This is a genomic window from Pseudomonas tremae (assembly GCF_023278125.1).
GTDB classification, from domain to species: Bacteria; Pseudomonadota; Gammaproteobacteria; order Pseudomonadales; family Pseudomonadaceae; genus Aquipseudomonas; species Aquipseudomonas tremae.
Map to the genome: position 1 here is coordinate 2347311 of NZ_CP066270.1, position 22706 is coordinate 2370016.

The 22706-nt window shown below is 57.5% G+C and carries 21 protein-coding genes; 3 read left to right on the forward strand and 18 right to left on the reverse strand.

Going from position 1 to position 22706, the window contains the following annotated elements; genetic code table 11:
* Positions 1-42 precede the first annotated feature (42 nt).
* From nuoF to I9H09_RS10810, 14 genes are all read right to left on the reverse strand, one after another.
* Positions 43-1401 (reverse strand): NADH-quinone oxidoreductase subunit NuoF, encoded by a 1359-nt coding sequence (gene nuoF / locus I9H09_RS10745; protein ID WP_024689667.1) that lies wholly within the window; start codon positions 1399-1401, stop codon positions 43-45.
* A complete protein-coding gene (gene nuoE / locus I9H09_RS10750; protein WP_024689666.1) occupies positions 1398-1895 on the reverse strand; it encodes an NADH-quinone oxidoreductase subunit NuoE in 498 nt (165 codons plus the stop codon). The genes nuoF and nuoE overlap by 4 nt, the downstream gene beginning before the upstream one ends.
* A gap of 2 nt (positions 1896-1897) precedes the next feature.
* Entirely contained in the window at positions 1898-3679 is a 1782-nt protein-coding gene (nuoC, locus tag I9H09_RS10755) for an NADH-quinone oxidoreductase subunit C/D (RefSeq protein WP_054990916.1), read from the reverse strand.
* A 74-nt stretch (positions 3680-3753) separates the two neighbouring features.
* On the reverse strand, positions 3754-4428 hold the full coding sequence (locus tag I9H09_RS10760; RefSeq protein ID WP_002554012.1) for a NuoB/complex I 20 kDa subunit family protein: 675 nt from the start codon (positions 4426-4428) through the stop codon (positions 3754-3756).
* Positions 4429-4438: 10 nt separating this feature from the next.
* Positions 4439-4852 carry an NADH-quinone oxidoreductase subunit A gene (locus I9H09_RS10765; RefSeq protein ID WP_005892671.1) on the reverse strand — a complete coding sequence of 138 codons (414 nt, stop codon included), beginning with the start codon at positions 4850-4852 and terminating at the stop codon, positions 4439-4441.
* Between the two features lie 462 nt (positions 4853-5314).
* On the reverse strand, positions 5315-6640 hold the full coding sequence (gene aceA, locus I9H09_RS10770) for an isocitrate lyase (protein WP_005892673.1): 1326 nt from the start codon (positions 6638-6640) through the stop codon (positions 5315-5317).
* Positions 6641-6916: 276 nt separating this feature from the next.
* Positions 6917-7654: a secretin N-terminal domain-containing protein gene (locus I9H09_RS10775; protein ID WP_024670037.1), complete on the reverse strand. Its 738-nt coding sequence runs from the start codon at positions 7652-7654 to the stop codon at positions 6917-6919.
* 204 nt (positions 7655-7858) lie between these two features.
* Entirely contained in the window at positions 7859-8284 is a 426-nt protein-coding gene (locus tag I9H09_RS10780; protein ID WP_005892679.1) for a GNAT family N-acetyltransferase, read from the reverse strand.
* On the reverse strand, positions 8277-9443 hold the full coding sequence (locus I9H09_RS10785) for a ribosomal protein uL16 3-hydroxylase (RefSeq protein ID WP_005892681.1): 1167 nt from the start codon (positions 9441-9443) through the stop codon (positions 8277-8279). Before I9H09_RS10785 ends, I9H09_RS10780 begins: the two co-directional genes overlap by 8 nt.
* A gap of 60 nt (positions 9444-9503) precedes the next feature.
* On the reverse strand, positions 9504-10874 hold the full coding sequence (purB, locus tag I9H09_RS10790; protein WP_054997281.1) for an adenylosuccinate lyase: 1371 nt from the start codon (positions 10872-10874) through the stop codon (positions 9504-9506).
* 132 nt (positions 10875-11006) lie between these two features.
* Positions 11007-11627: a high frequency lysogenization protein HflD gene (gene hflD, locus I9H09_RS10795; RefSeq protein ID WP_024670036.1), complete on the reverse strand. Its 621-nt coding sequence runs from the start codon at positions 11625-11627 to the stop codon at positions 11007-11009.
* Entirely contained in the window at positions 11627-12757 is a 1131-nt protein-coding gene (mnmA, locus tag I9H09_RS10800) for a tRNA 2-thiouridine(34) synthase MnmA (protein WP_122347862.1), read from the reverse strand. The genes hflD and mnmA overlap by 1 nt, the downstream gene beginning before the upstream one ends.
* Positions 12758-12817: 60 nt before the next feature.
* On the reverse strand, positions 12818-13264 hold the full coding sequence (locus I9H09_RS10805) for an NUDIX hydrolase (protein ID WP_122347861.1): 447 nt from the start codon (positions 13262-13264) through the stop codon (positions 12818-12820).
* Between the two features lie 63 nt (positions 13265-13327).
* Entirely contained in the window at positions 13328-14233 is a 906-nt protein-coding gene (locus I9H09_RS10810; protein WP_122347860.1) for a LysR family transcriptional regulator, read from the reverse strand.
* A gap of 302 nt (positions 14234-14535) precedes the next feature.
* Here I9H09_RS10810 and I9H09_RS10815 point away from each other — a divergent pair, with 302 nt between their 5' ends.
* Positions 14536-15417, forward strand: a complete 882-nt coding sequence (locus I9H09_RS10815) for an alpha/beta fold hydrolase (RefSeq protein WP_122347859.1) — start codon at positions 14536-14538, stop codon at positions 15415-15417.
* Positions 15418-15560: 143 nt separating this feature from the next.
* Here the strand turns inward: I9H09_RS10815 and I9H09_RS10820 are convergent, their stop codons facing one another.
* On the reverse strand, positions 15561-17786 hold the full coding sequence (locus tag I9H09_RS10820) for an NADP-dependent isocitrate dehydrogenase (protein ID WP_122347858.1): 2226 nt from the start codon (positions 17784-17786) through the stop codon (positions 15561-15563).
* 593 nt (positions 17787-18379) lie between these two features.
* A complete protein-coding gene (gene cspD / locus I9H09_RS10825) occupies positions 18380-18670 on the reverse strand; it encodes a cold shock domain-containing protein CspD (protein WP_005892701.1) in 291 nt (96 codons plus the stop codon).
* 219 nt (positions 18671-18889) lie between these two features.
* Between cspD and clpS the strand changes: the two genes are divergently transcribed.
* Both clpS and clpA read left to right on the forward strand, forming a co-directional pair.
* Positions 18890-19252 carry an ATP-dependent Clp protease adapter ClpS gene (gene clpS, locus I9H09_RS10830; protein WP_004884680.1) on the forward strand — a complete coding sequence of 121 codons (363 nt, stop codon included), beginning with the start codon at positions 18890-18892 and terminating at the stop codon, positions 19250-19252.
* Between the two features lie 30 nt (positions 19253-19282).
* Positions 19283-21556, forward strand: a complete 2274-nt coding sequence (gene clpA, locus I9H09_RS10835) for an ATP-dependent Clp protease ATP-binding subunit ClpA (RefSeq protein ID WP_024670029.1) — start codon at positions 19283-19285, stop codon at positions 21554-21556.
* Between the two features lie 110 nt (positions 21557-21666).
* On the opposite strand, the gene infA is transcribed toward clpA, so the two are convergent.
* Together infA and I9H09_RS10845 are read right to left on the reverse strand one after the other, a co-directional pair.
* Positions 21667-21885, reverse strand: a complete 219-nt coding sequence (infA, locus tag I9H09_RS10840) for a translation initiation factor IF-1 (protein ID WP_002553999.1) — start codon at positions 21883-21885, stop codon at positions 21667-21669.
* 101 nt (positions 21886-21986) lie between these two features.
* Positions 21987-22694 carry an arginyltransferase gene (locus I9H09_RS10845; RefSeq protein ID WP_005892717.1) on the reverse strand — a complete coding sequence of 236 codons (708 nt, stop codon included), beginning with the start codon at positions 22692-22694 and terminating at the stop codon, positions 21987-21989.
* Positions 22695-22706 lie beyond the last annotated feature (12 nt).

Here is a 22706-nt window from a genome sequence, read left to right on the forward strand (position 1 = left end):
ACGAGGTCGGCAGCCCGAACAGCCGCCGACCGTTGTGTCTTGTTATGCGCCGACCACAGTCGGACTTTTACCCGGAACAAGTGTGGACGCGCTGGCGGGCGCTATGCCTGCTTCGAACTCCGAGCGGAAGTACTTGATTGCACTGCCAAGCGGCTCGACGGCACCTGGTGCGTGAGCGCAGAACGTCTTGCCAGGGCCAAGGAAATTGACCAGTCCCAGCAGGGTTTCGATATCCCCCGGCTGACCCTGGCCCATTTCGATGGCGCGAAGCATCTTCACGCTCCACGGCAGGCCGTCACGGCAAGGGGTGCAGAAACCACAGGATTCCTGAGCAAAGAACTCTTCCATGTTGCGCAGCAGCGACACCATGTTGACCGAATCGTCTACAGCCATCGCCAGTCCGGTGCCCATTCGGGTGCCGACCTTGGCAATACCGCCAGCGTACATCTGCGCATCCAGATGCTCTGGCAGCAGGAAGCCGGTTCCCGCGCCGCCTGGCTGCCAGCACTTGAGCTTGAAACCGTCGCGCATGCCACCGGCATAGTCTTCGAACAGTTCGCGAGCCTGCACGCCGAAAGGCAACTCCCACAAACCGGGGTTCTTGACCTTGCCGGAGAAGCCCATCAGCTTGGTGCCGTGGTCTTCACTGCCTTCGCGGGCCAGCGACTTGTACCAGTCGTTGCCGTTATTGACGATGGCTGGCACGTTGCACAGCGTCTCGACATTGTTCACGCAGGTCGGCTTGCCCCAGACGCCTACGGCGGCGGGGAAGGGTGGCTTGGAGCGCGGGTTGGCACGGCGGCCTTCGAGCGAGTTGATCAGAGCGGTTTCTTCACCGCAGATATAACGACCGGCGCCGGTATGCACGAACAGCTCGAAGTCGAAACCAGTGCCCAGGATGTTTTTGCCCAGCAGACCGGCAGCCTTGGCTTCAGCCACGGCACGGTTCAAGTGCTTCGCAGCCGTTACATATTCGCCTCGCAGGAAGATGTAGCCGCGATAGGCCTTGAGCGCGCGTGCGCTGATCAGCATGCCCTCGATCAGCAGATGGGGCAATTGCTCCATCAGCATGCGGTCTTTCCAGGTGTTGGGCTCCATTTCATCCGCATTGCACAGCAGGTAGCGGATGTTCATGGATTCGTCTTTGGGCATCAGGCCCCATTTCACGCCAGTCGGGAAGCCCGCACCGCCGCGACCTTTGAGGCCGGAGTCCTTGACCGACTGAACGATATCGTCAGGCGCCTGCTGGGTCAGCGCCTTGCGCGCCGCTGCATAGCCGTCTTTGGTCTGATATTCGTCGAGCCAGACCGGCTCGCCGTCATCACGCAGACGCCAGGTCAGCGGGTGGGTTTCAGCCGTACGCGTAATGCGGTTGGCTGGGCCGAAGGAAGTGATGGTCATAGGTAACCCTCCAGCATCTTGGCAACGCCAGCAGGCTGTACATCGCCGAAAGTGTCGTCATCGACCATCACGGCCGGGGCCTTGTCGCAGTTACCGAGGCAGCATACCGGCAGCAAGGTGAAGCGGCCGTCAGCAGTAGTTTGCCCAAGGCCAATACCCAGCGAAGTTTTGATTTCGTCCACCACGTTCTCGTGACCACCGATGAAGCACACCATGCTGTTGCAGACACGAATGATGTGACGTCCGACCGGCTGGCGGAATATCTGGCTGTAGAAGGTCGCAACACCTTCGACGTCGCTCGCCGGGATACCCAGCAGATCGCCGATCGCATAGATGGCGCCGTCCGGCACCCAGCCGCGTTCCTTCTGAACAATCTTCAGGGCTTCGATGGACGCCGCGCGCGGGTCTTCGTAGTGATGCATCTCATGCTCGATGGCCGAGCGCTCGGTTTCGCTCAGGGCGAAACGGTCAGTCTGGATTAGCGGGCTATTCATGCTTAGCGGTCCACGTCGGCCATAACGAAATCGATACTACCCAGGTACGCGATCAAGTCCGCGACCATGCTGCCCTGGATCACCGAAGGGATCTGCTGCAGATGCGGGAAACTTGGTGTGCGGATCCGGGTACGGTAGCTCATTGTGCCGCCGTCGCTCGTCAGGTAATAACTGTTGATACCCTTGGTCGCTTCGATCATCTGGAAGGACTCGTTGGCCGGCATGACCGGGCCCCACGAAACCTGCAGGAAGTGCGTGATCAGGGTTTCGATGTGCTGCAGGGTGCGCTCTTTCGGTGGCGGCGTGGTCAGCGGGTGATCCGCCTTGTACGGGCCTTCCGGCATGTTGCGCATGCACTGGTCGATGATCTTGATGCTCTGACGCATCTCTTCGACACGCACCATGCAGCGATCATAGGCATCGCCGTTCGCGGCCAGCGGTACTTCGAACTCGAAGTTCTCGTAGCCGGAGTATGGGCGAGCCTTGCGCAGGTCGAAGTCGCAGCCGGTGGAGCGCAGGCCTGCACCGGTGACGCCCCATTCGAGGGCTTCCTTGGTGTTATAGGCGGCAACGCCGACGGTACGACCCTTGAGGATACTGTTCTGCAGCGCAGCCTTGGTGTATTCGTCGAGGCGCTTTGGCAGCCAGTCGACAAAGTCCTTGACCAGTTTTTCCCAGCCGCGTGGCAAGTCGTGAGCAACCCCGCCGATGCGATACCAGGCCGGATGCAGGCGGAAGCCGGTGATGGCCTCGATCACGGTGTAGGCTTTTTGGCGGTCGGTGAAGGTGAAGAACACCGGCGTCATGGCCCCCACGTCCTGGATATAGGTGCCCAGGAACAGCAAGTGGCTGGTGATACGGAAGAACTCGGCCATCATGATACGAATGACGTCGACTTTTTCCGGCACCTTGATGCCCGCCAGCTTCTCGACCGAAAGTACGTACGGCAGGTTGTTCATCACCCCGCCGAGGTAGTCGATGCGGTCGGTATACGGGATGAAGCTGTGCCAGGACTGACGTTCGGCCATTTTCTCGGCACCACGGTGGTGGTAGCCGATGTCTGGAACGCAGTCGACGATTTCTTCGCCGTCCAGCTGCAGAATGATTCGGAATGCGCCGTGAGCAGAAGGGTGGTTCGGCCCAAGGTTGAGGAACATGTAGTCCTCGTTCTGGCCGGAGCGCTTCATGCCCCAGTCTTCCGGGCGAAAGCGCGCGGCTTCTTCTTCCAGTTGCTGTTTGGCGAGGGTCAGGCTGTAAGGGTCGAACTCGGTTGCGCGGGCAGGGAAGTCCTTGCGCAGCGGGTGACCTTCCCAGGTCGGCGGCATCATGATGCGGCTCAGGTGCGGGTGGCCCGGGAAGTCGATACCGAACATGTCCCAGACTTCGCGCTCGTACCAGTTGGCGTTCGGCCAGATGCTGGTGATGGTCGGCACGCTCAGGTCGCTTTCCGACAGCGCGACCTTGATCATCACATCGCTATTTCTTTCAATCGACAGCAGATGGTAGAAGACCGTGAAGTCAGCGCCGGGCAAGCCCCGGCGATTGGTGCGCAAACGCTCGTCCACGCCATGCAGGTCATAAAGCATGGAGTAGGGCTTGGGCACGTTGCGCAGGAACGTCAGAATTTCAAACAGGCGAGCGCGCTCTACCCACAACACAGGCATGCCGGTGCGAGTCGGCTGGGCTGTGAAAGCCTCGGCGCCAAAACGGTTGTTCAGTTCAGTGACGACATCTTGGTCGTCAGCCTTGTAAGGCGGGATGTACAGAGCGTTGTCTGCAGTCATAGGTCTCAATCACTTCGGTCAACGTACAGAATCAACCCCGGTTCCTGTCTTTTTTATAAGCAGAACGGGCTGTATCAGACTTCGTCGGGGCTGCGCAGGTTGGTCACCTGAATACGCTGTTCGCGGCGCTGTTCCTTTTGCGAAGGCATCTCGGCGCGGTACACGCCTTGATCGCCTACAACCCATGAAAGTGGGCGACGCTCCTTGCCGATGGATTCCTGCAGCAGCATCAGGCCTTGCAGAAAAGCTTCGGGGCGGGGCGGGCAGCCGGGCACGTAGACATCCACGGGAAGGAATTTGTCCACCCCCTGGACCACTGAGTAGATGTCGTACATGCCACCGGAGTTGGCACACGAGCCCATGGAAATGACCCACTTGGGCTCGAGCATTTGCTCGTAGAGACGCTGGATGATCGGCGCCATCTTGATGAAGCAGGTACCGGCAATAACCATGAAGTCTGCCTGACGCGGCGATGCCCTGATGACTTCGGCGCCGAAGCGTGCGATGTCATGGGGAGCCGTGAAGGCAGTGGTCATTTCCACATAGCAGCACGACAGGCCGAAGTTGTAAGGCCAAAGGGAGTTCTTGCGACCCCAGTTGACCGCACCGTTCAGCACGTCTTCCAGCTTGCCCATGTAGATGTTTTTGTGGACTTGATCTTCTAACGGATCGGAGACGGTTTCCCGCTTGCCGATGGGGTACTGCTCGTTAGGAGCGTCCGGGTCGATCCTGGTGAGATTATATTGCATCGCCAAAGCCTCATTGTTTCAGCTTCGCTTGCCGATTACGGCGACCTTCAGGAGCCCAGTCAAGAGCGCCAACCCGCCATAGGTAGACAAGACCTGCCAACAGAATTGCTATGAAAACGAGAGCTTCGGCGAATCCGGTCCAGCCGCTTTCGCGGACGGACACAGACCAGGCAAAGAGAAAAAGGGCTTCGATGTCAAAGATCACGAAAAGCATCGCGACCAGATAGAATTTTGCGGAGAGCCGCAGACGCGCACTGCCGGTTGGCAGCATGCCGGATTCGAAAGGTTCGTTCTTGCTGCGGCCCCAGGCCTTGCTTCCGAGCAGGCTGGACAGACCGAGCATGAAGGCGCAAAGGCCGACAACACCCAAAAGGAAAATGGCGAAGCCCCAATTGTGGGCAATCAGACCTGTCGATTCGGGCATGCTGGCAGTCCTTGTTAGAGAGCAAAGGTCTCTGTGCTTGATAAAGAGTCGAGGCAGTGACGAAATGTCGCAGCGCGGTCAACGAATTGATTTTATGTGCAAACAGTTGGCAAGTAAATTTTCTACATCAAATTTATTTACCGAATCAATCACAGTCTGCCTTCTGACTGGGCTGCAGGCCCTGCCAGGCGGGCATTGACAGGTTTTTCGGCGATTATATTTCCAGAAGACAAAAAAGGGCGAAACGAAATTTGAATGATAATTGATATCATTTAAGTGCTCTGGATAGTTTATGCCTAGTTAGTCAAGCGGTAGTTGTCAGCAATGACAGTTAGAAAGTGCGCCCTTTTTAGCATTTCTGAAAGAGCAGATGATTGTCCAAGGTCAATTCAGGCAATGCCTGACAGAAAAAACAGGCCGCCCCTACGGACGGCCTGTTTTTTCAACGCGTTGCGCGATGAGTCAGTGGAATTGCTCTTCTTCTGTGGAGCCGGTAAGTGCGGTCACTGAAGACACGCCGCCCTGGATCACGGTGGTCATGTCGTCGAAATAACCGGTACCTACCTCCTGCTGGTGAGCTACAAAGGTGTAGCCCTTGGCGGCATCGGCGAACTCCTGTTCCTGCAGCTTCACATATGCCGTCATGTCGTTGCGCGCGTAGTCGTGCGCCAGGTTGAACATGCTGTGCCACATGTTGTGGATGCCCGCCAGGGTAATGAACTGGTGCTTGTAGCCCATGGCTGACAGTTCGCGCTGAAATTTGGCAATGGTCGCGTCGTCGAGGTTTTTCTTCCAGTTGAAGGAGGGCGAGCAGTTGTACGACAGCAACTGATCCGGGTACTCCTTCTTGATCGCTTCGGCAAAGCGACGTGCTTCGTCCAGATCCGGTTTCGCCGTTTCGCACCAGATCAGGTCTGCATAGGGCGCGTAAGCCAGGCCGCGTGAAATGGCTTGATCAAGACCCGCGCGAACTTTGTAGAACCCTTCATGCGTGCGCTGGCCGGTCACGAACGGTTTGTCGTAAGGGTCGCAGTCGGAAGTCAGCAGATCGGCGGCGTTGGCGTCGGTGCGGGCCAGAATAATCGTTGGCACCCCGGCAACGTCGGCGGCAAGGCGCGCAGCAACCAGCTTCTGGATGGCCTCCTGAGTTGGTACCAGCACTTTGCCGCCCATGTGGCCGCATTTCTTCACTGATGCGAGCTGATCCTCGAAGTGGACGCCAGCAGCGCCGGCCTCGATCATGCTCTTCATCAGTTCGTAGGCGTTGAGTACTCCACCAAAGCCGGCTTCCGCGTCGGCCACGATAGGCGCGAAGTAGTCGATGTAACCCTCATCCCCAGGCGCCTTGCCAGCCTTCCACTGGATCTGGTCGGCACGGCGAAACGCGTTGTTGATGCGTTTCACTACCGTGGGAACCGAGTCCACCGGGTACAGCGACTGATCCGGGTACATGGACTCGGCGGAGTTGTTGTCGGCGGCGACTTGCCAGCCGGACAGGTAGATGGCCTGAATCCCGGCCTTGACTTGCTGAACCGCCTGGCCGCCGGTCAGCGCACCCATGCAGTTTACGAAGTCCTTGTCAGGGCGAAATGAAGGTTTGGCACCTTGCGTCACCAGGTTCCACAACTTGTCGGCGCCCAGTCTTGCAAAGGTGTGTTCAGGTTGAACCGAGCCTCGCAGGCGGACCACATCAGTTGCAGAATAAGTGCGGGTCACGTTTTTCCAGCGCGGATTTTCAGCCCAGTCTTTTTCGAGAGCCGCTATTTGTTGTTCGCGTGTCAGTGCCATTTCATAAACCCCAGGAAGTAGGTCTCGATTAAAGTCCTGCTCCGCCAAATGCCTCGTGTCTCATGGCACTGTAAATGGCTGCTCGCTGCTCGGCGCGTAACGATCAGGGCGCGTGTCACGTGGGCTCCAGGCAGCGGGAGCGAGGCAATCATGCCTTGGGGTCTGGAAGGGCGTCAAACGTTTTGTAGTGCTTTTTTTGAATCACTACATATTTGTAAGGTGAGACCGGATAGTCATTAAAAGGCCCGCAAGTGCTAGCTTTTACGCCAGCCCTTGTTACTCAAGCGTTTCGACCTTGACTCGCAATACCATGTCGTTTCGACCCTGCGTCGAATAGCGTTGTGCGATACCTCTCTGGTCAGCAACAGACTGGTCGCTATTGCTTGCAAGGGTGATCCATTCGCCTAGCCTCCCGCTGACCTGACTGTCGGTGCTTTGCACCTTGATGGCGTCGGGCTGTTCCTGGCTCATGCGGTCATGGTTGGTGCTGATATTGAGGTGCACGGTATCGCCGGTCACGCTGGCCGTGACGTAAAACCCCTGAGTCACATTGCGGTACTCGGTGTTGTTCTGCGAATAGCCGTAAGAGTCCGTAGAGGAGGAGGTCAGCGGAACGCTTTGTCCGACCTGAATCAGCGCTGGTGTGCCTTCGCTGGTCTGTACCTGTTGCACGCCGCCCTCGCGGCTGGCAGTGCCATACTCGATAACCTGAGAGCCGCCGCTGCTGCGCATGGCGGTGTCGCTGGTATCGACACTGATCAACAGGCGCTTTGGTGCAGTGTCCAGCTGCGAGATAAGTGCACGAAGCTCTTCGATCTTGCGCGAGTCGGCGTTGACTATCAGCTGGTTGCCATAAGCGCTGACGGTACCGTCTGACCCTATAAAGGATTTGGCCACCGGCAGCAGGTCTGCGCTGGTGCGATAGTTGAGCGGGACCACTTCAGTCGCCGCCAGCGCGCTGGCACTGAATGCGATGAGCAGTGTGACAAGCAAAGTGCGTAAAAGCATGTTCATTCTCCGCGATGGGCGCGTGACACGTGATGCACGCATGCATTACGCATGAGTGTGCCTCTGTGTCGGCCGTTATGGATGCAAACTGAATGGCCAGACGCAAAAACGCCCTGCCTTTTGTCAGTCTGGTATGAGTGATACCAGCCTTCGAAGGGCAGGGCGTCAATTATGTAGTGCTTTTAAAACCGCCTACATGATCCAGGTTCGTTACGCTTCCTGGCGAAGCATATCGACATGGGGCAAACCGGCTTCGAGAAATTCCTTGCTGGTTATCTGAAAGCCATAACGCTGGTAAAACTCCACCGCCTGTACCTGAGCGCTGAGTCTCAACGTGGTGAACCCGCGTTTCTCTGCCTCCAGAAGCACCGCCTCAAGCAACATTTCACCAACTCTAAGGCCACGCCAATCCTTGAGTACTGAAAGACGACCAATTTCACCGCCATTCAACAGGCGTGCTGTACCTATCGCGTAGTCACCTTCGTAGGCCAGAAAATGCACCGCATCGGCGTCTTCGGCATCCCACTCCAGCTCGGCGGGAACTGACTGCTCGACGATAAATACTGACTCGCGTATGCGTCGTATATCGGCGTTGTTTTTCTGCCATTGTGCGGCAGCTACGGTGACTTTATTCATCGGCAAATCCCAGGCTTCCTTGTTTTACGAGTTCGCAAAGCAAATTGCGTCCCTCGTCGTCGGCCAACCATTGGCCGAGGTTTTCGCTGTGCAGCGCGTCGGCAGCGCAGATAAGTTTGAGCAGTTCGCGCAGGCTGCCCGGTAGCAGGCGACTCTGCCCGCTGGCAAATAGTAGCAGATCGTCATCAACCTCCGACCAGGCCAGCCTTGCACTCGGGTTGCGTATGAGTACGGCTCCTTGCTCCAGGCTGTCGAGCAAGTCCTGTTCCTGCAGTTCCGGACCGGTTACCAGCTCCGGATAGCGCGGCTCAGTCATGAACTGACCGAACCAGGTCAGCAGCAGTCGTTCATCACTCATGTGCTCCGTGAGCAGCGCCTTGAGCCGATCAAGTGCGTCATGCTGGATCTGGTGAGGGTCGCTGACCGGCTGCGCATCGGCGTCGGTGTAGCGCTCTTCATCCGGAATGAACTGGCTGAGGAAGTCGGTAAAGTGGGTCAGGACCTCAGCGGCGCTGGGTGCGCGAAAGCCGACCGAGTAGGTCAGGCAGTCATCCACTGCAACGCCGCAGTGCGCCAGGCGCGGTGGCAGGTACAGCATGTCACCTGGCTCCAGCGTCCATTCTTCGGTCTTCTCGAATTCGGCAAGGATGCGCAGGTCCGCGTGCTGCAGCAGCGGGCTTTCGGCATCGCACATCTGGCCGATCTGCCAATGGCGCTTGCCATGACCCTGAAGCAGGAACACGTCGTAGTTGTCGAAATGCGGACCCACGCTGCCGCCGGGCGCCGCATAGCTGATCATCACATCGTCAATACGCCAGCTGGGCAGAAAACGGAAGTTTTCCAGCAGCTCGCTGACTTCCGGGACGAATTGATCCACCGCCTGTACCAGCAGAGTCCAGTCGCGCTCGGGCAGTTTGCTGAACTCGTCTTCGGCGAACGGGCCGCGACGCAGCTCCCAAGGGCGCTCGCCGTTTTCGATGACCAGCCGTGACTCGACTTCTTCTTCCAGGGCAAGGCCGGCAAGCTCGTCTGCATCGATCGGGCTTTCGAAGTCCGGCAAGGCCTGGCGGATCAGCAACGGTTTTTTCTGCCAGTAATCGCGCAGGAAAACCCGAGCGCTGATGCCGCCGAGAAGTTGAAGAGGGATGTCAGGATTCATGTGTAAGCCCTTGAAATGAAAACGCCCGGCACAGCCGGGCGTGTGCAATAGTTATGCGTGTCAGATGCGCTTGGCCTGAGCGGCTGCGTTACCGATGTAATTGGCAGGCGTCAGCTTCTTCAGCTCGGCCTTCGCTTCGGCAGGCATGTCCAGACCGTCGATGAAAGTCTGCAGCGCTTGCGGGCCAATGCCCTTGCCGCGGGTCAGTTCTTTCAGTTTTTCGTACGGATTTTCGATGTTGTATCGACGCATCACGGTCTGGATAGGCTCGGCCAGAACTTCCCAGCAGGCGTCCAGGTCAGCAGCGATGCGTTGCTCGTTGAGCTCCAGTTTGCTGATGCCCTTGAGGCTGGCCTCGTAGGCAATGACGCTATGGGCAAAGCCTACACCCAGGTTGCGCAGCACGGTGGAGTCGGTCAGGTCGCGCTGCCAGCGAGACACTGGCAGTTTGCTCGCCAGATGCTGAAACAACGCGTTGGCGATACCCAGATTGCCTTCGGAGTTTTCGAAGTCGATCGGGTTGACCTTGTGCGGCATGGTCGATGAGCCGATTTCGCCAGCGATGGTGCGCTGCTTGAAATAGCCCAGAGAGATGTAGCCCCAGATATCACGATCGAAATCGATCAGGATGGTGTTGAAGCGCGCAATTGCGTCGAACAGCTCGGCAATGTAGTCATGCGGCTCGATCTGCGTGGTGTAGGGGTTGAAGCCCAGGCCCAGTTCGTCTTCGATGAAGGCGCGTGCGTTGGCTTCCCAGTCGATGTCTGCGTAGGCAGAGAGGTGGGCGTTGTAGTTACCGACCGCGCCGTTGATCTTGCCCAGCAGTGGAACTGCCGCAACCTGCTTGATCTGGCGCTCCAGACGGTAAACGACGTTGGCTAGCTCCTTGCCCAGGGTGGTCGGGGAGGCGGGCTGGCCGTGAGTGCGCGACAGCATCGGTACGTCGGCGAAACGTATTGCCAGTTCGCGGATGGCGTCGGCAATCTGGCGCATCAGCGGCAGCATGACGTTGTCGCGGCCTTCACGCAGCATCAGCGCGTGGGACAGGTTATTGATGTCTTCGCTGGTGCAGGCAAAGTGGATGAACTCGCTGACCTTCTCCAGCTCGGGCAGCTTTGCGGCCTGCTCCTTGAGCAGGTATTCCACAGCCTTGACGTCGTGGTTGGTGGTGCGCTCGATTTCCTTGACGCGCTCGGCGTGCTCCACGGAGAAGTCTTGAGCCAGCGTGTCGAGGATGGCGTTGGCCTGCGCAGAGAAAGCCGGCACTTCGGTGATCTGAGGGTGAGCCGCCAGGCGCTGAAGCCAGCGAACCTCGACCATCACGCGAAAACGGATCAGGCCGTATTCGCTGAAAATAGGGCGCAAGGCCTTGGTTTTGCCGGCGTAGCGGCCATCAACAGGGGAAACCGCGGTGAGCGAAGAAAGCTGCATGGGATGCTCTCGGACAGTCGGCGACGAAAAGGGGCGCGTATCATACATGAAAAGTCAGGCGGACCGGTGTCCGCCGACCAGCGTAGACAGCGTCGTGCCGGTGGTGGTGAAGGGCCATTGGTGCGCAGCGGATCAGCCGTGCAGCAATGGGTACAGTTCTTTCAATAACTTGCGACGGCTGAATACCAGCTGCCAGCGATGACCGCCAACTTGCCGCCACAGACGAGCGGAGCGTATGCCTGCCAGCAGAATGGCGCGAATCTTGGAGGCATTGTTTGGCTGCTGCAGGTTGCGCATGTCGCCCTGCACCTGAATACGTTGGCGCAATGTGCTCAGGGTGTCCTGGTACAGCGCGCCGGTCGCGGCTATCACGTTTTCATGCGCCACGCCGAAATGTTCGACCTGAGACTGAATCACCGGGATACGCTTGCCGATCACTTCGAGCAGATCATCACGCTTTGCCAGTTGCCGCTCGAGGCCGAGCATTGAAAGGGCATAGCGCAACGGTTCGCGTTGCAGTGTGGCGGGGTCGCGTTCCAGAGCGCTGGCCATGGCGCGATAACCTTCGTGCAGATTGAGGTCGTCACCGCCGTAGACGTCCAGCGTGTCTTTCGGGTTGACCACCAGCAGGCTGCCGAGCATGCAGCTCAGTGCCGCTTCGCTGATCTGTCCGGTCTTGGCGATTCGATCAACCAGCACGGCGGCCTGAAATACTCCGCCCAAGGCAATCAGTTGTTCCTGAATCGGGGTCATCAACGCTTGTCCTTGCTGGTCCAGGGTTCGGCGATTTCGATTACGCCGCCGCCCAGACATATGTCGCCATCGTAGAACACCACGGACTGACCGGGCGTCACTGCGCGTTGCGGGTCGTCAAAAATTGCCCGGTAGCCATCAGCGGTCTTTTCCAGCGTGCAAGGCTGATCGCCCTGACGATAACGAACTTTCGCGGTGAGCCTGCGCGGGGTGCTCAGGTCGACCGGATTGACCCAGTAGATTTCCGAAGAAACCAGCGCGCTTGAAAACAGCCACGGGTGGTCATTGCCCTGGCCGACGATCAATTCATTGGCGCCCAGGTCCTTGACCAGCACGTACCACGGATCATCGCTGGCGTCCTTGAGGCCGCCGATGCCCAGGCCCTGGCGCTGACCGATGGTGTGGTACATCAGGCCGCTGTGGCGCCCGATGACTTCGCCGGTGGTGGTCTTGATTTCGCCAGGCTGTGCTGGCAGGTATTGGCGAAGGAAATCGGTGAACCTGCGCTCGCCGATGAAGCAGATCCCGGTGGAGTCCTTCTTCTTCGCCGTGGCAAGGCCGTGTTTTTCAGCAATGGCACGTACTTCCGGCTTTTCCAGTTCGCCCACCGGGAACAGCGTCCGGGCGATCTGTTCACCGCCAACGGCATGCAGGAAATAGCTCTGATCCTTGTTCGGGTCCAGGCCTTTGAGCAGTTCGGTGCGGCCATCGGTATCACGGCGGCGCACATAGTGGCCGGTGGCGATAAGGTCGGCACCTAGCATAAACGCATAGTCGAGAAACGCTTTGAACTTGATTTCCCGGTTGCAGAGGATATCCGGGTTGGGCGTGCGCCCGGCCTTGTACTCTTCCAGAAAGTGCTCGAAGACGTTGTCCCAGTACTCGGCAGCGAAGTTGGCCGTGTGCAGTTTGATGCCGATCTTGTCGCACACGGCCTGGGCATCTGCCAGGTCTTCGCGAGCGGTGCAGTATTCCGTTCCGTCGTCTTCTTCCCAGTTCTTCATGAACAAGCCTTCCACCTGATAACCCTGCTCCATGAGCAGTACGGCGGAAACGGAAGAGTCCACGCCACCGGACATGCCGACTATGACGCGCTTCATTTCTGAGTTCGAGGGGGCTGGATCATGCATGGGGATTAAACGGCTGACCTGTAAAAGGACGCGATTCTATCAGGCTGAAGGCGTCGAGTCTCACGCCTTGTCGCGCAGCAGGTCAAGACTGAAATGTTCGCCATTCAGGTAGTCGTCCAGGCAGCGCATTACCAGTTCGCTGCGCCAGCGTGTCTGTTGGGCCAGTAATTCGTCACGTGTCAGCCATACAGGGCCGACAATCCCGTCGTCCAGCAAGTAGTCGGGGCGGTGACTCAGGGCCTTGGCAGCGAAGCAGATACGCTGGTAGGTCACGCCGTTGCTCGGTGCGGTGTACAGATAGATGCCCACCACGCCGGTCAATTCGACGTCCCAGCCGGTTTCTTCCAGGGTTTCGCGAACCGCCGCGTGCTGCAGGCTTTCATCAGGGTCCAGATGGCCTGCAGGCTGGTTGAGGACCGAACGGCCGCCTTTCATTTCTTCCACGAACAGGAAGCGGCCCTGATCTTCGACGATCGTGGCGACAGTAACGTGAGCTTGCCAGGTCATGATAATGGTCTCTTTAGTAAGGTTTAAGTCAGCCGTAACAGGTCACGCCGAACGCTTTGCGCGCTATTTTGGCTCGAACTGCAGATCATGCCTCAGGGCGCTGACGCAGAAGTCTACAAAGGCTCGTACTTTGGAAGAGCGCCGACGCCCCTCCAGATAAACAACGTGAACCGGTTCCGGCATTATTTCGAAAGTGTCCAGAACACACTTGAGCCTGCCTTCCTGCAAGTGCTCGCGTATCTGATAATACGGCACCTGGGTCAGCCCCCAGCCCTGCAATGCTGCGCTGATCGCTGCCTGATAGGAGGTCAGGCTTAGTCTGGAGCCGACGTCCACTGAGTAATCCTTGCCATCAATCCGGAAAAGCCAGTGAGGCGAGCGTTCGGCGGTGGTTGTCGAGATTGTCGAATGTTGTCGCAAATCGTCGGGATGCTGCGGGGCTCCGTGCTTTTCGAGATAGGCAGGGGATGCGCAAACCATACGCCGCACGCTGCCTGTCGGGATGGCGGTAAGAGACGAATCGGGCAGGGTACCGATCCTGACCGCCACGTCGACGCCCTCATCGAGCATGGACACCACCCGATCGACCAGAATGGCACGTATGTCCACCGCCGGAAACCGCTCGAGAAAGCCCGTCATTACGGGCACAACATGCAGCGCGCCGAACATCTGCGGTGCCGTGACCGTCAGCAGGCCGCCTGGAAGCGCATGCAAGCCGCCTGCTGCGCTTTCGGCCTCATCGAGGTCGGCAAGCAGCCGGCGGCAATCAGCGGCGAAGCGCTGGCCCGCCTCGGTGAGCCGCATGTTGCGGGTGGTGCGTACCACCAGCAGGATGCCCAGACGACTCTCCAGGCTCGCGACAGCCCGGGTCACCGTGGCGGTCGACAGACCAAAGTGGCGGGCTACTCCGGAAAAACTGGTTTGCTCGGCAAGTCCGGCAAAAAGCGTCATTTCCTGAATACGGTCCATGTCCCGCCTGCTTGCCATGAGAGATGAGAAATCGTATCAGAATTTCATATAGTGAAATGGTGAATTGATTTTTATGGTTATTCTCAATGCTGGAAGCAACGATCAGGATGATGGCCCATTCGCTCAGCCAGTAAGACTTTCATATGAAAAACTTCGGTTCAGCCGACGCTGAAAATGCCGCACCCGGTGTCAGTCGTCGCAAGGTTTTACAAGCGTCAGCGTTAGGCGCTGCTTCTGCTCTCGGGGCATCTTTGGTGAGCGCCGCTTCTGCCAGCAATAAATATCCATCCAGGGAAAATGCAATGAACACTGATGATGCCTCTCGCGTGACGTTTCACACTCAGCAGGTAGGGAACGTAAATGTGTTCTACCGCGAAGCAGGACCCAAGGACGCTCCAGTGTTGCTGTTGCTTCATGGTTTTCCGAGTTCCAGCCACATGTTTCGTGACCTGATGCCGTTGCTGGCAACTCAATACCGCCTTATTGCTCCTGATCTGCCCGGTTTCGGCAACACTCAGGCGCCGCCGCGTGGGCAGTTCGATTACAGCTTTGAAAACCTTTATAAAGTGATCGAGGGTTTTACCGAAGCGCTGGGGCTGAAGAAGTACGCGCTTTACGTATTCGACTATGGCGCACCGACCGGCTTTCGGCTCGCAGCAGCGAATCCGGAAAAAATCACTGCAATCATCAGTCAGAACGGCAACGCCTACCTCGAAGGCTTCAGTGATCAGTGGGGCCCTTGGCAGGCCTATTGGCGCGAACCTTCGGCGGCCAATCGTGAGGCATGCCGCGCGTCGTTATCGCCGCAAACCATACGTGACTGGCAGTACGGTACCGGGGCTGATCCTGAAAAGCTTTCGCCCGACGGCTACAATCTGGACATTCTGTACATGTCACGACCGGGCGCAGAAGAAATCCAGCTGGATCTTATTCTCGACTACCGCACCAATGTGGCGGCATACCCTTCATTTCAGTCTTACCTGCGCACGTATCAACCAGCGTTGCTGGCTGTCTGGGGCAAGCACGATCCCGCGTTCATACCGCCTGGAGCGCAGGCATTCCTCAAGGACGTTCCGGACGCCGAAGTGCATCTTCTGGATGCCGGTCATTTCGCGCTGGAGACGCATGCTCCGGAAGTTGCCGAATACATCCGCGACTTTCTTTCGCGAGCGCTGAAAGATTGAATCACCTGCGACAGCAGCCTCAACGGGTGGCTGTCGCAGGTATGGATTGAAATTTATCTGTGAATGCAAAAATCCCCGGCACCAGGCCAGGGATTTTTTTGTGCGACGCAGCGCATTTATGGATGCGCTACGCGGTTTGCCTCTTACAGCGCGGCGATGGCCGCGTTGAACGTAGCGCTTGGGCGCATGGCTTTGCTGGTCACGTCCGCGTCAGGGAAGTAGTAGCCGCCAATATCAACTGGCTTGCCCTGAACGGCATTCAGCTCGGCAACGATTTTTTCTTCGTTGTCGGTCAGGGTCTTGGCCAGCGGCGTGAACTGCGCCTTCAAGTCCGCATCGTCATTCTGTGCGGCCAGTGCCTGAGCCCAGAACAAGGTCAGGTAGAAGTGGCTGCCGCGGTTGTCGATGCCACCTACTTTGCGCGATGGCGACTTGTTGCGATCCAGAAACTCGCCAGTGGCCTGGTCAAGAGTCTTGGACAGCACCAGTGCCTTCGGGTTGTTGTAGGCGTTGCCCAGGTGTTCCAGAGAGGCTGCCAGGGCCAGAAACTCGCCCAGCGAGTCCCAGCGCAGGAAGTTCTCTTCAACGAACTGCTGAACATGCTTGGGGGCCGAACCGCCAGCGCCGGTCTCGAACAGGCCGCCACCGTTCATCAACGGAACGATCGACAGCATCTTCGCGCTGGTGCCCAGTTCCATGATCGGGAACAGGTCGGTGAGGTAGTCGCGCAGCACGTTACCGGTCACCGAAATGGTGTCCTTGCCAGCGCGAGTGCGCTCCAGGGTCAGCTTCATGGCGTCGACCGGCGAAAGAATCTGGATGTCCAGACCGGAAGTATCATGGTCGCCCAGGTACTTGCGCACTTTCTCGATCATTACGCTGTCGTGGGCGCGAGACGAGTCGAGCCAGAAGATCGCCGGCGTGTTGCTGGCGCGAGCGCGGTTGACGGCGAGCTTTACCCAGTCCTGGATCGGCGCGTCCTTGGCCTGGCACATGCGCCAGATATCGCCAGCTTCTACAGTCTGCTCCATCAGCAGCTTGCCCTGGCTGTCGGTGACACGAACCACGCCGTTGCTCTGGATGTGGAAGGTCTTGTCGTGGGAGCCGTACTCTTCGGCTTTCTGAGCCATCAGGCCAACGTTCGGCACGCTGCCCATGGTGGTCGGGTCGAAAGCGCCGTTCTTCTTGCAGTCGTCGATGACAGCTTGATAAATGGTGGCGTAGCAGCGATCCGGGATCACGGCCTTGGCATCGTGCAACTGACCGTCAGTGCCCCACATCTTGCCGGAGTCACGGATCATCGCCGGCATGGATGCATCGACGATCACGTCGCTTGGCACGTGCAGGTTGGTGATGCCCTTGTCAGAATTGACCATCGCCAGTTGAGGGCGGACCGCGTAGACCGCTTCGATGTCAGTCTTGATTTCAGCCTGCTTCTCGGCAGGCAGGGCGGTGATGCGCTCGTACAGGTCGCCGATGCCGTTGTTCAGGCTGAAGCCGATCTGCTTCAGAGTATCGGCGTGCTTGGTCAGCGCGTCCTTGTAGAACTCGTCGACGATCTGACCGAACATGATCGGATCGGAGATCTTCATCATGGTGGCTTTCAGATGCACCGAGAACAGCACGCCCTGCTTGCGGGCGTCTTCGATTTCAGCGGCGATGAAGCTGCGCAATGCCTTGGCGCTCATCACCGAGCAATCGACAATCTCGCCCGCCTTGACGGCGGTTTTTTCTTTCAGAACGGTGGTGGTGCCGTCCTGGGCGACGAGTTCGATCTTGACCGAATTGTCGGCTTCGATCTGGGCTGCCTTCTCGCTGCCGTAGAAGTCGCCGTTGCTCATGTGCGCAACGTGGGCTTTCGAGTCAGCAGACCAGGCGCCCATCTTGTGCGGGTGCTTGCGCGCATAGTTCTTGACCGACAGCGGGGCGCGACGATCGGAGTTGCCTTCGCGCAGAACCGGGTTTACGGCGCTGCCCTTGGTTTTGTCATAGCGTGCGCGGGCTTCTTTTTCCGCGTCAGTGGAAGGGTTCTCAGGGTAATCGGGAATCTTGTAGCCCTGGTCCTGCAGCTCCTTGATGGTCGCCTTCAATTGAGGAACCGAAGCGCTGATATTGGGCAGCTTGATAATGTTGGCTTCTGGAGTGGTCGCCAGTTTGCCCAGCTCGGCGAGATGATCCGGCACTTGCTGATCGGCGCCAAGGGACTCCGGGAAGCTGGAGAGAACACGGCCCGCCAGGGAGATGTCGCGTGTTTCCACGTCGATATCGGAGGTTGCCGTGAAAGCTTCGATGATAGGCAGCAGGGAGTAGGTGGCGAGGGCCGGAGCTTCGTCGGTGAAGGTGTAGATGATCTTCGAGCGGTTGGACATTCGTATTAACTCTCTGTTTTGCTGAACATGCACAAAATCTCGATTCGCGCAGGGTATGCACGTTTGCCCACGGTTCGGCCATGAGCCAGGTCGAGGTTTATTCGCGGTGATGTTGGGTGCGTCAGTCGAGCGTCAAGCTGTCGGGTCAGGTAGCGGCCCGACGCATTTGGAAGGCTGAGGGTCAGATTTCAGACGGGTCAGCCTTGATGACTCTGCGGTCACGGCGCGAGTATATCAAACCATTGGGGCAAGGCATTAATGCTATGCGTGCTATCGAAAAATGAATATCCGCCGTTGGTCGAACGAGCTGCCGACTGAAAAACGGACAAATCTGACCTAGCGGGAGCGAGCAAGGAGCTTGAGGATGGGCGAATGAGGTGAAAAGGCGATGGGTGATCTGGCAGGGGGTGTGGCGTCGTTAGTCAAAGGTCGGGCATCCGCGGTGCAATTCCCGCTAATTCGATACCCTGTCGAGTTGCGTCGGTCTAAAAGCCGTCACAATCTCATTGCGTACTGCTGCGCGTGCTGCGAGCTGGATCTGGCGATCTTGGATCCGCTGTGTGAACTATCTCGGCTGTCTCGACTGATTGGCTTCACGCATGCGCGTGAATGTCTTCGTGTTCATGCTGAAGCGGGGCAAGCGTCTCTATTGCCATTGCCGGTTCGCCTGATCGGGCTGCCGACGCTGAGATATTTACCGCGTGATTCCCTTTCGGGCCTTGAATAATGTCGAAGCTGACCGGTTGACCAGCTTTCAGGGTCTTGTATCCTTCCATCTGGATAGCCGAATAGTGAGCGAACAGATCTTCATCAGGTTTGCCGTCTTCAAGTATGAAGCCGTAACCTTTTGCGTTATTGAACCACTTGACTTTTCCATTAAGCATTGTCATATCCCTCTGCAAAGGACTCCGTCAGGAGTATCATCCACTTCAATCCGCCTCACCAAAAATTTTGGTTGACTGCGCGGACCCTTTTTACCCAATGTGGGCTCTATTGTTTGTAACACCGTTTAGCTGATAGTCAAGGTCATGCGACATTCCATTCAAAAACCGTCCAGACTGCGACTAACGGCTCAATCCGCCCTCACACGAACATTTCTTTCCATGCATGCATTCAGCAAGATTCGACTAACATTCAATCAGGATGGTCCGCAGTCACACGAGGACGACTCGGCAGGCATCGCGGTGCAGGACGCCAAACCGACCCTGCAGGCGCCACCGATGTACAAGGTGGTTTTGTTCAACGATGACTACACCCCGATGGATTTCGTCGTAGAAGTGCTCGAGGTGTTTTTTAACCTGAATCGTGAGCTGGCCACCAAAGTCATGCTGGCCGTCCATACAGAGGGACGGGCAGTCTGCGGATTGTTTACCCGCGACATCGCCGAGACCAAGGCAATGCAGGTCAATCAATACGCCAGGGAGAGCCAGCATCCGCTACTCTGTGAGATCGAGAAGGACGGTTAAACGCCGACCACTTGGGTATGAGGTGAAGCTATGTTAAACCGTGAGCTCGAAGTCACCCTCAATCTTGCCTTCAAGGAGGCACGTTCGAAGCGTCATGAGTTCATGACGGTCGAGCATCTCCTGCTGGCTCTATTGGATAACGAGGCTGCAGCGACTGTCTTGCGTGCCTGCGGCGCAAACCTCGATAAGCTCAAGCATGATCTGCAGGAGTTTATCGACTCCACCACACCGCTGATCCCCGTCCATGACGAGGACCGCGAGACCCAGCCTACGCTAGGGTTCCAGCGCGTTCTGCAACGCGCAGTCTTCCATGTGCAAAGCTCCGGCAAGCGTGAAGTCACCGGCGCCAATGTGCTGGTTGCAATTTTCAGTGAGCAGGAAAGCCAGGCCGTATTTTTGCTCAAGCAGCAAAGCGTGGCCCGGATTGATGTCGTCAACTACATTGCCCACGGGATCTCCAAAGTCCCAGGGCATGGCGAACACCCTTCTGAAGGTGAGCAAGATATGCAGGACGACGAGGGCGGTGAAGCATCTTCCTCAGGCAATCCTCTGGATGCCTATGCCAGCAATCTGAACGAGCTGGCGCGTCAGGGGCGTATCGATCCACTGGTCGGCCGCGAAAGCGAAGTCGAGCGTGTGGCTCAGATCCTGGCTCGTCGTCGCAAGAACAACCCCCTGCTGGTCGGTGAGGCGGGCGTCGGCAAGACGGCCATCGCTGAAGGCCTGGCCAAGCGCATCGTCGACAATCAGGTGCCTGACCTGCTTGCCAACAGCGTTGTGTATTCGCTTGATCTCGGTGCACTGCTGGCCGGTACTAAGTACCGCGGCGACTTCGAGAAGCGTTTCAAGGCGTTGCTCAATGAGCTGCGCAAACGTCCGCAGGCGATCCTTTTCATTGACGAGATTCACACCATCATCGGCGCAGGTGCAGCATCCGGTGGCGTGATGGATGCGTCGAATCTGCTCAAGCCATTGCTGTCTTCCGGTGATATTCGCTGCATTGGTTCGACGACGTTCCAGGAATTTCGCGGAATTTTCGAAAAAGACCGTGCCTTGGCACGTCGCTTTCAGAAAGTCGATGTATCCGAGCCTTCGGTCGAAGACACCATCGGCATCCTGCGTGGCCTGAAAAGCCGCTTCGAGCAACATCACAGCATCGAATATAGCGATGAGGCCTTGCGCGCTGCTGCAGAACTTGCGTCGCGCTACATCAATGACCGTCATATGCCTGACAAGGCAATCGATGTAATCGATGAGGCCGGTGCCTATCAGCGCCTGCAGCCGGTCGAGCAGCGCGTCAAGCGCATTGATGTGCCGCAGGTCGAAGACATCGTTGCGAAGATCGCGCGTATTCCCCCTAAGCACGTCAACAGTTCCGACAAGGAGCTGCTGCGTAACCTGGAGCGTGATCTCAAGCTCACCGTGTTTGGCCAGGATGCCGCGATTGACTCGCTGTCGACAGCGATCAAGCTCTCGCGAGCAGGTCTCAAGTCGCCAGACAAGCCGGTCGGCTCGTTCCTGTTCGCCGGCCCTACCGGTGTCGGCAAGACCGAAGCGGCGCGTCAGCTGGCCAAGGCTCTGGGTGTCGAACTGATACGTTTCGACATGTCCGAGTACATGGAGCGTCATACCGTGTCTCGCCTGATCGGTGCCCCTCCGGGGTATGTCGGGTTCGATCAGGGCGGCTTGCTGACAGAGGCCATCACTCGCCAGCCGCATTGCGTGCTGTTGCTCGATGAAATCGAAAAAGCGCACCCTGAGGTCTTCAACCTGCTGCTGCAGGTAATGGATCACGGTACGCTGACCGACAACAACGGGCGCAAGGCAGACTTCCGCAATGTGATCGTGATCATGACCACCAACGCCGGTGCCGAATCCGCTGCGCGGGCTTCGATCGGTTTCACGCATCAGGACCACTCGTCTGACGCGATGGAAGTGATCAAGAAGAGCTTCACGCCGGAATTCCGCAACCGTCTGGACACTATCATCCAGTTCGGTCGTCTGAGCCACGAAGTCATCAAGAGTGTGGTCGACAAGTTCCTCACCGAGCTTCAGGCGCAACTGGAAGACAAGCGCGTATTGCTCGAAGTCTCCGAAGCGGCGAGAAGCTGGCTGGCGCAGGGCGGTTACGACGCAGCGATGGGCGCACGTCCGATGGCTCGTCTGATTCAGGACAAGATCAAGCGGCCTTTGGCTGAAGAGATCCTGTTCGGCGAATTGTCCGAGCACGGTGGTGTGGTGCATATCGACATCAGGGATGGCGAAATCACCTTCGACTTTGAAACTACGGCAGAGATGGCCTGACGTCGTTACCTGCTTCGTATCTTTGATTGATGCGGAGCAGGCGACCCAAGCGTCTGTTTCAGACAAACAAAAACGCCCGGCTTATACCGGGCGTTTTCGTCAATGCCTGATTAACGAGCGCGGTAGGTGATGCGCCCTTTGCTCAGGTCATAGGGCGTCAGTTCTACACGAACCTTGTCACCGGTCAGAATGCGTATGTAATTCTTGCGCATCTTGCCGGAGATATGCGCGGTTACGACGTGCCCGTTTTCCAACTCCACGCGGAACATGGTGTTGGGCAGGGTGTCGACGACAGTGCCTTCCATTTCGAAGCTGTCTTCTTTCGACATGCAGTAAAGCCCTCGGTATACAAATGAGTGGCCCGGTGCAAGTGGCGCCAGGCAAAAGCGGCGTGCATTGTGCCCGAAAAAACCTGTTTAAGCCAAGGGGTTCAATAAAGAGTGACCCATCTTTGATTGGTCAGCAGCTCGATAGGGCGATATTGGGTCTTGTAATTCATCTTTTTGCAGTTTTTTATCCAGTAACCGAGATACACCGCTTGCAGTTCAAGTCTGGCGGCTTCGGCGATCTGCCATAAAATGGCGTAGCGACCCAGGCTGCGGCGCTCTTCGTCAGGTTCGTAGAAGGTATAGACGGCAGAAAGCCCGTTGGGCAGCAGGTCTGTGACCGCAACGGCCAGCAAGCGCTGCTCGACGCGAAACTCGTAGAAGCGCGAAAAAGGCAGGTCTCGAATCAGAAATGTCGAAAATTGCTCGCGGCTGGGTGGGAACATATCGCCGTCGGCGTGACGCTGCTCAATGTAGCGCTGATAAAGATCAAAGTATTCTTGAGTGAAAACTGGTTTGGCGCTGTGGACCTGAATGTCGGCATTACGTTTCAGGATGCGTTTTTGCTGCCTGTCGGGCACAAACAGCTTCACTGGAATGCGCGCAGGAACGCAGGCGCTGCAATTCTGGCAATGGGGGCGATAGAGATGATCGCCGCTGCGGCGAAACCCCATGTCGGACAGGTCAGCGTAGACCTGCACATCCATAGGCTGACTGGGGTCCAGAAACAGGGTGGTCGCCTGCTCTTCGGGCAGATAACTGCAGGTGTGGGGTTGAGTGGCATAAAACTTCAGCCTTGCCAGCTCTGTCATGATCGCCGCCTA

Coding starts and splice junctions, on each gene's coding strand:
- I9H09_RS10810 (WP_122347860.1), bottom strand. CDS start 14,233: ATGGACCGTATTCAGGAAATGACGCTTTTTGCCGGACTTGCCGAGCAA.
- clpS (WP_004884680.1), top strand. CDS start 18,890: ATGCATGCATTCAGCAAGATTCGACTAACATTCAATCAGGATGGTCCG.
- infA (WP_002553999.1), bottom strand. CDS start 21,885: ATGTCGAAAGAAGACAGCTTCGAAATGGAAGGCACTGTCGTCGACACC.
- clpA (WP_024670029.1), top strand. CDS start 19,283: ATGTTAAACCGTGAGCTCGAAGTCACCCTCAATCTTGCCTTCAAGGAG.
- I9H09_RS10780 (WP_005892679.1), bottom strand. CDS start 8,284: ATGAATAAAGTCACCGTAGCTGCCGCACAATGGCAGAAAAACAACGCC.
- nuoE (WP_024689666.1), bottom strand. CDS start 1,895: ATGAATAGCCCGCTAATCCAGACTGACCGTTTCGCCCTGAGCGAAACC.
- I9H09_RS10765 (WP_005892671.1), bottom strand. CDS start 4,852: ATGCCCGAATCGACAGGTCTGATTGCCCACAATTGGGGCTTCGCCATT.
- I9H09_RS10805 (WP_122347861.1), bottom strand. CDS start 13,264: ATGACCTGGCAAGCTCACGTTACTGTCGCCACGATCGTCGAAGATCAG.
- I9H09_RS10785 (WP_005892681.1), bottom strand. CDS start 9,443: ATGAATCCTGACATCCCTCTTCAACTTCTCGGCGGCATCAGCGCTCGG.
- nuoC (WP_054990916.1), bottom strand. CDS start 3,679: ATGACTGCAGACAACGCTCTGTACATCCCGCCTTACAAGGCTGACGAC.
- I9H09_RS10760 (WP_002554012.1), bottom strand. CDS start 4,428: ATGCAATATAATCTCACCAGGATCGACCCGGACGCTCCTAACGAGCAG.
- mnmA (WP_122347862.1), bottom strand. CDS start 12,757: ATGCATGATCCAGCCCCCTCGAACTCAGAAATGAAGCGCGTCATAGTC.
- cspD (WP_005892701.1), bottom strand. CDS start 18,670: ATGCTTAATGGAAAAGTCAAGTGGTTCAATAACGCAAAAGGTTACGGC.
- purB (WP_054997281.1), bottom strand. CDS start 10,874: ATGCAGCTTTCTTCGCTCACCGCGGTTTCCCCTGTTGATGGCCGCTAC.
- nuoF (WP_024689667.1), bottom strand. CDS start 1,401: ATGACCATCACTTCCTTCGGCCCAGCCAACCGCATTACGCGTACGGCT.
- hflD (WP_024670036.1), bottom strand. CDS start 11,627: ATGACCCCGATTCAGGAACAACTGATTGCCTTGGGCGGAGTATTTCAG.
- I9H09_RS10775 (WP_024670037.1), bottom strand. CDS start 7,654: ATGAACATGCTTTTACGCACTTTGCTTGTCACACTGCTCATCGCATTC.
- I9H09_RS10820 (WP_122347858.1), bottom strand. CDS start 17,786: ATGTCCAACCGCTCGAAGATCATCTACACCTTCACCGACGAAGCTCCG.
- I9H09_RS10815 (WP_122347859.1), top strand. CDS start 14,536: ATGAACACTGATGATGCCTCTCGCGTGACGTTTCACACTCAGCAGGTA.
- I9H09_RS10845 (WP_005892717.1), bottom strand. CDS start 22,694: ATGACAGAGCTGGCAAGGCTGAAGTTTTATGCCACTCAACCCCACACC.
- aceA (WP_005892673.1), bottom strand. CDS start 6,640: ATGGCACTGACACGCGAACAACAAATAGCGGCTCTCGAAAAAGACTGG.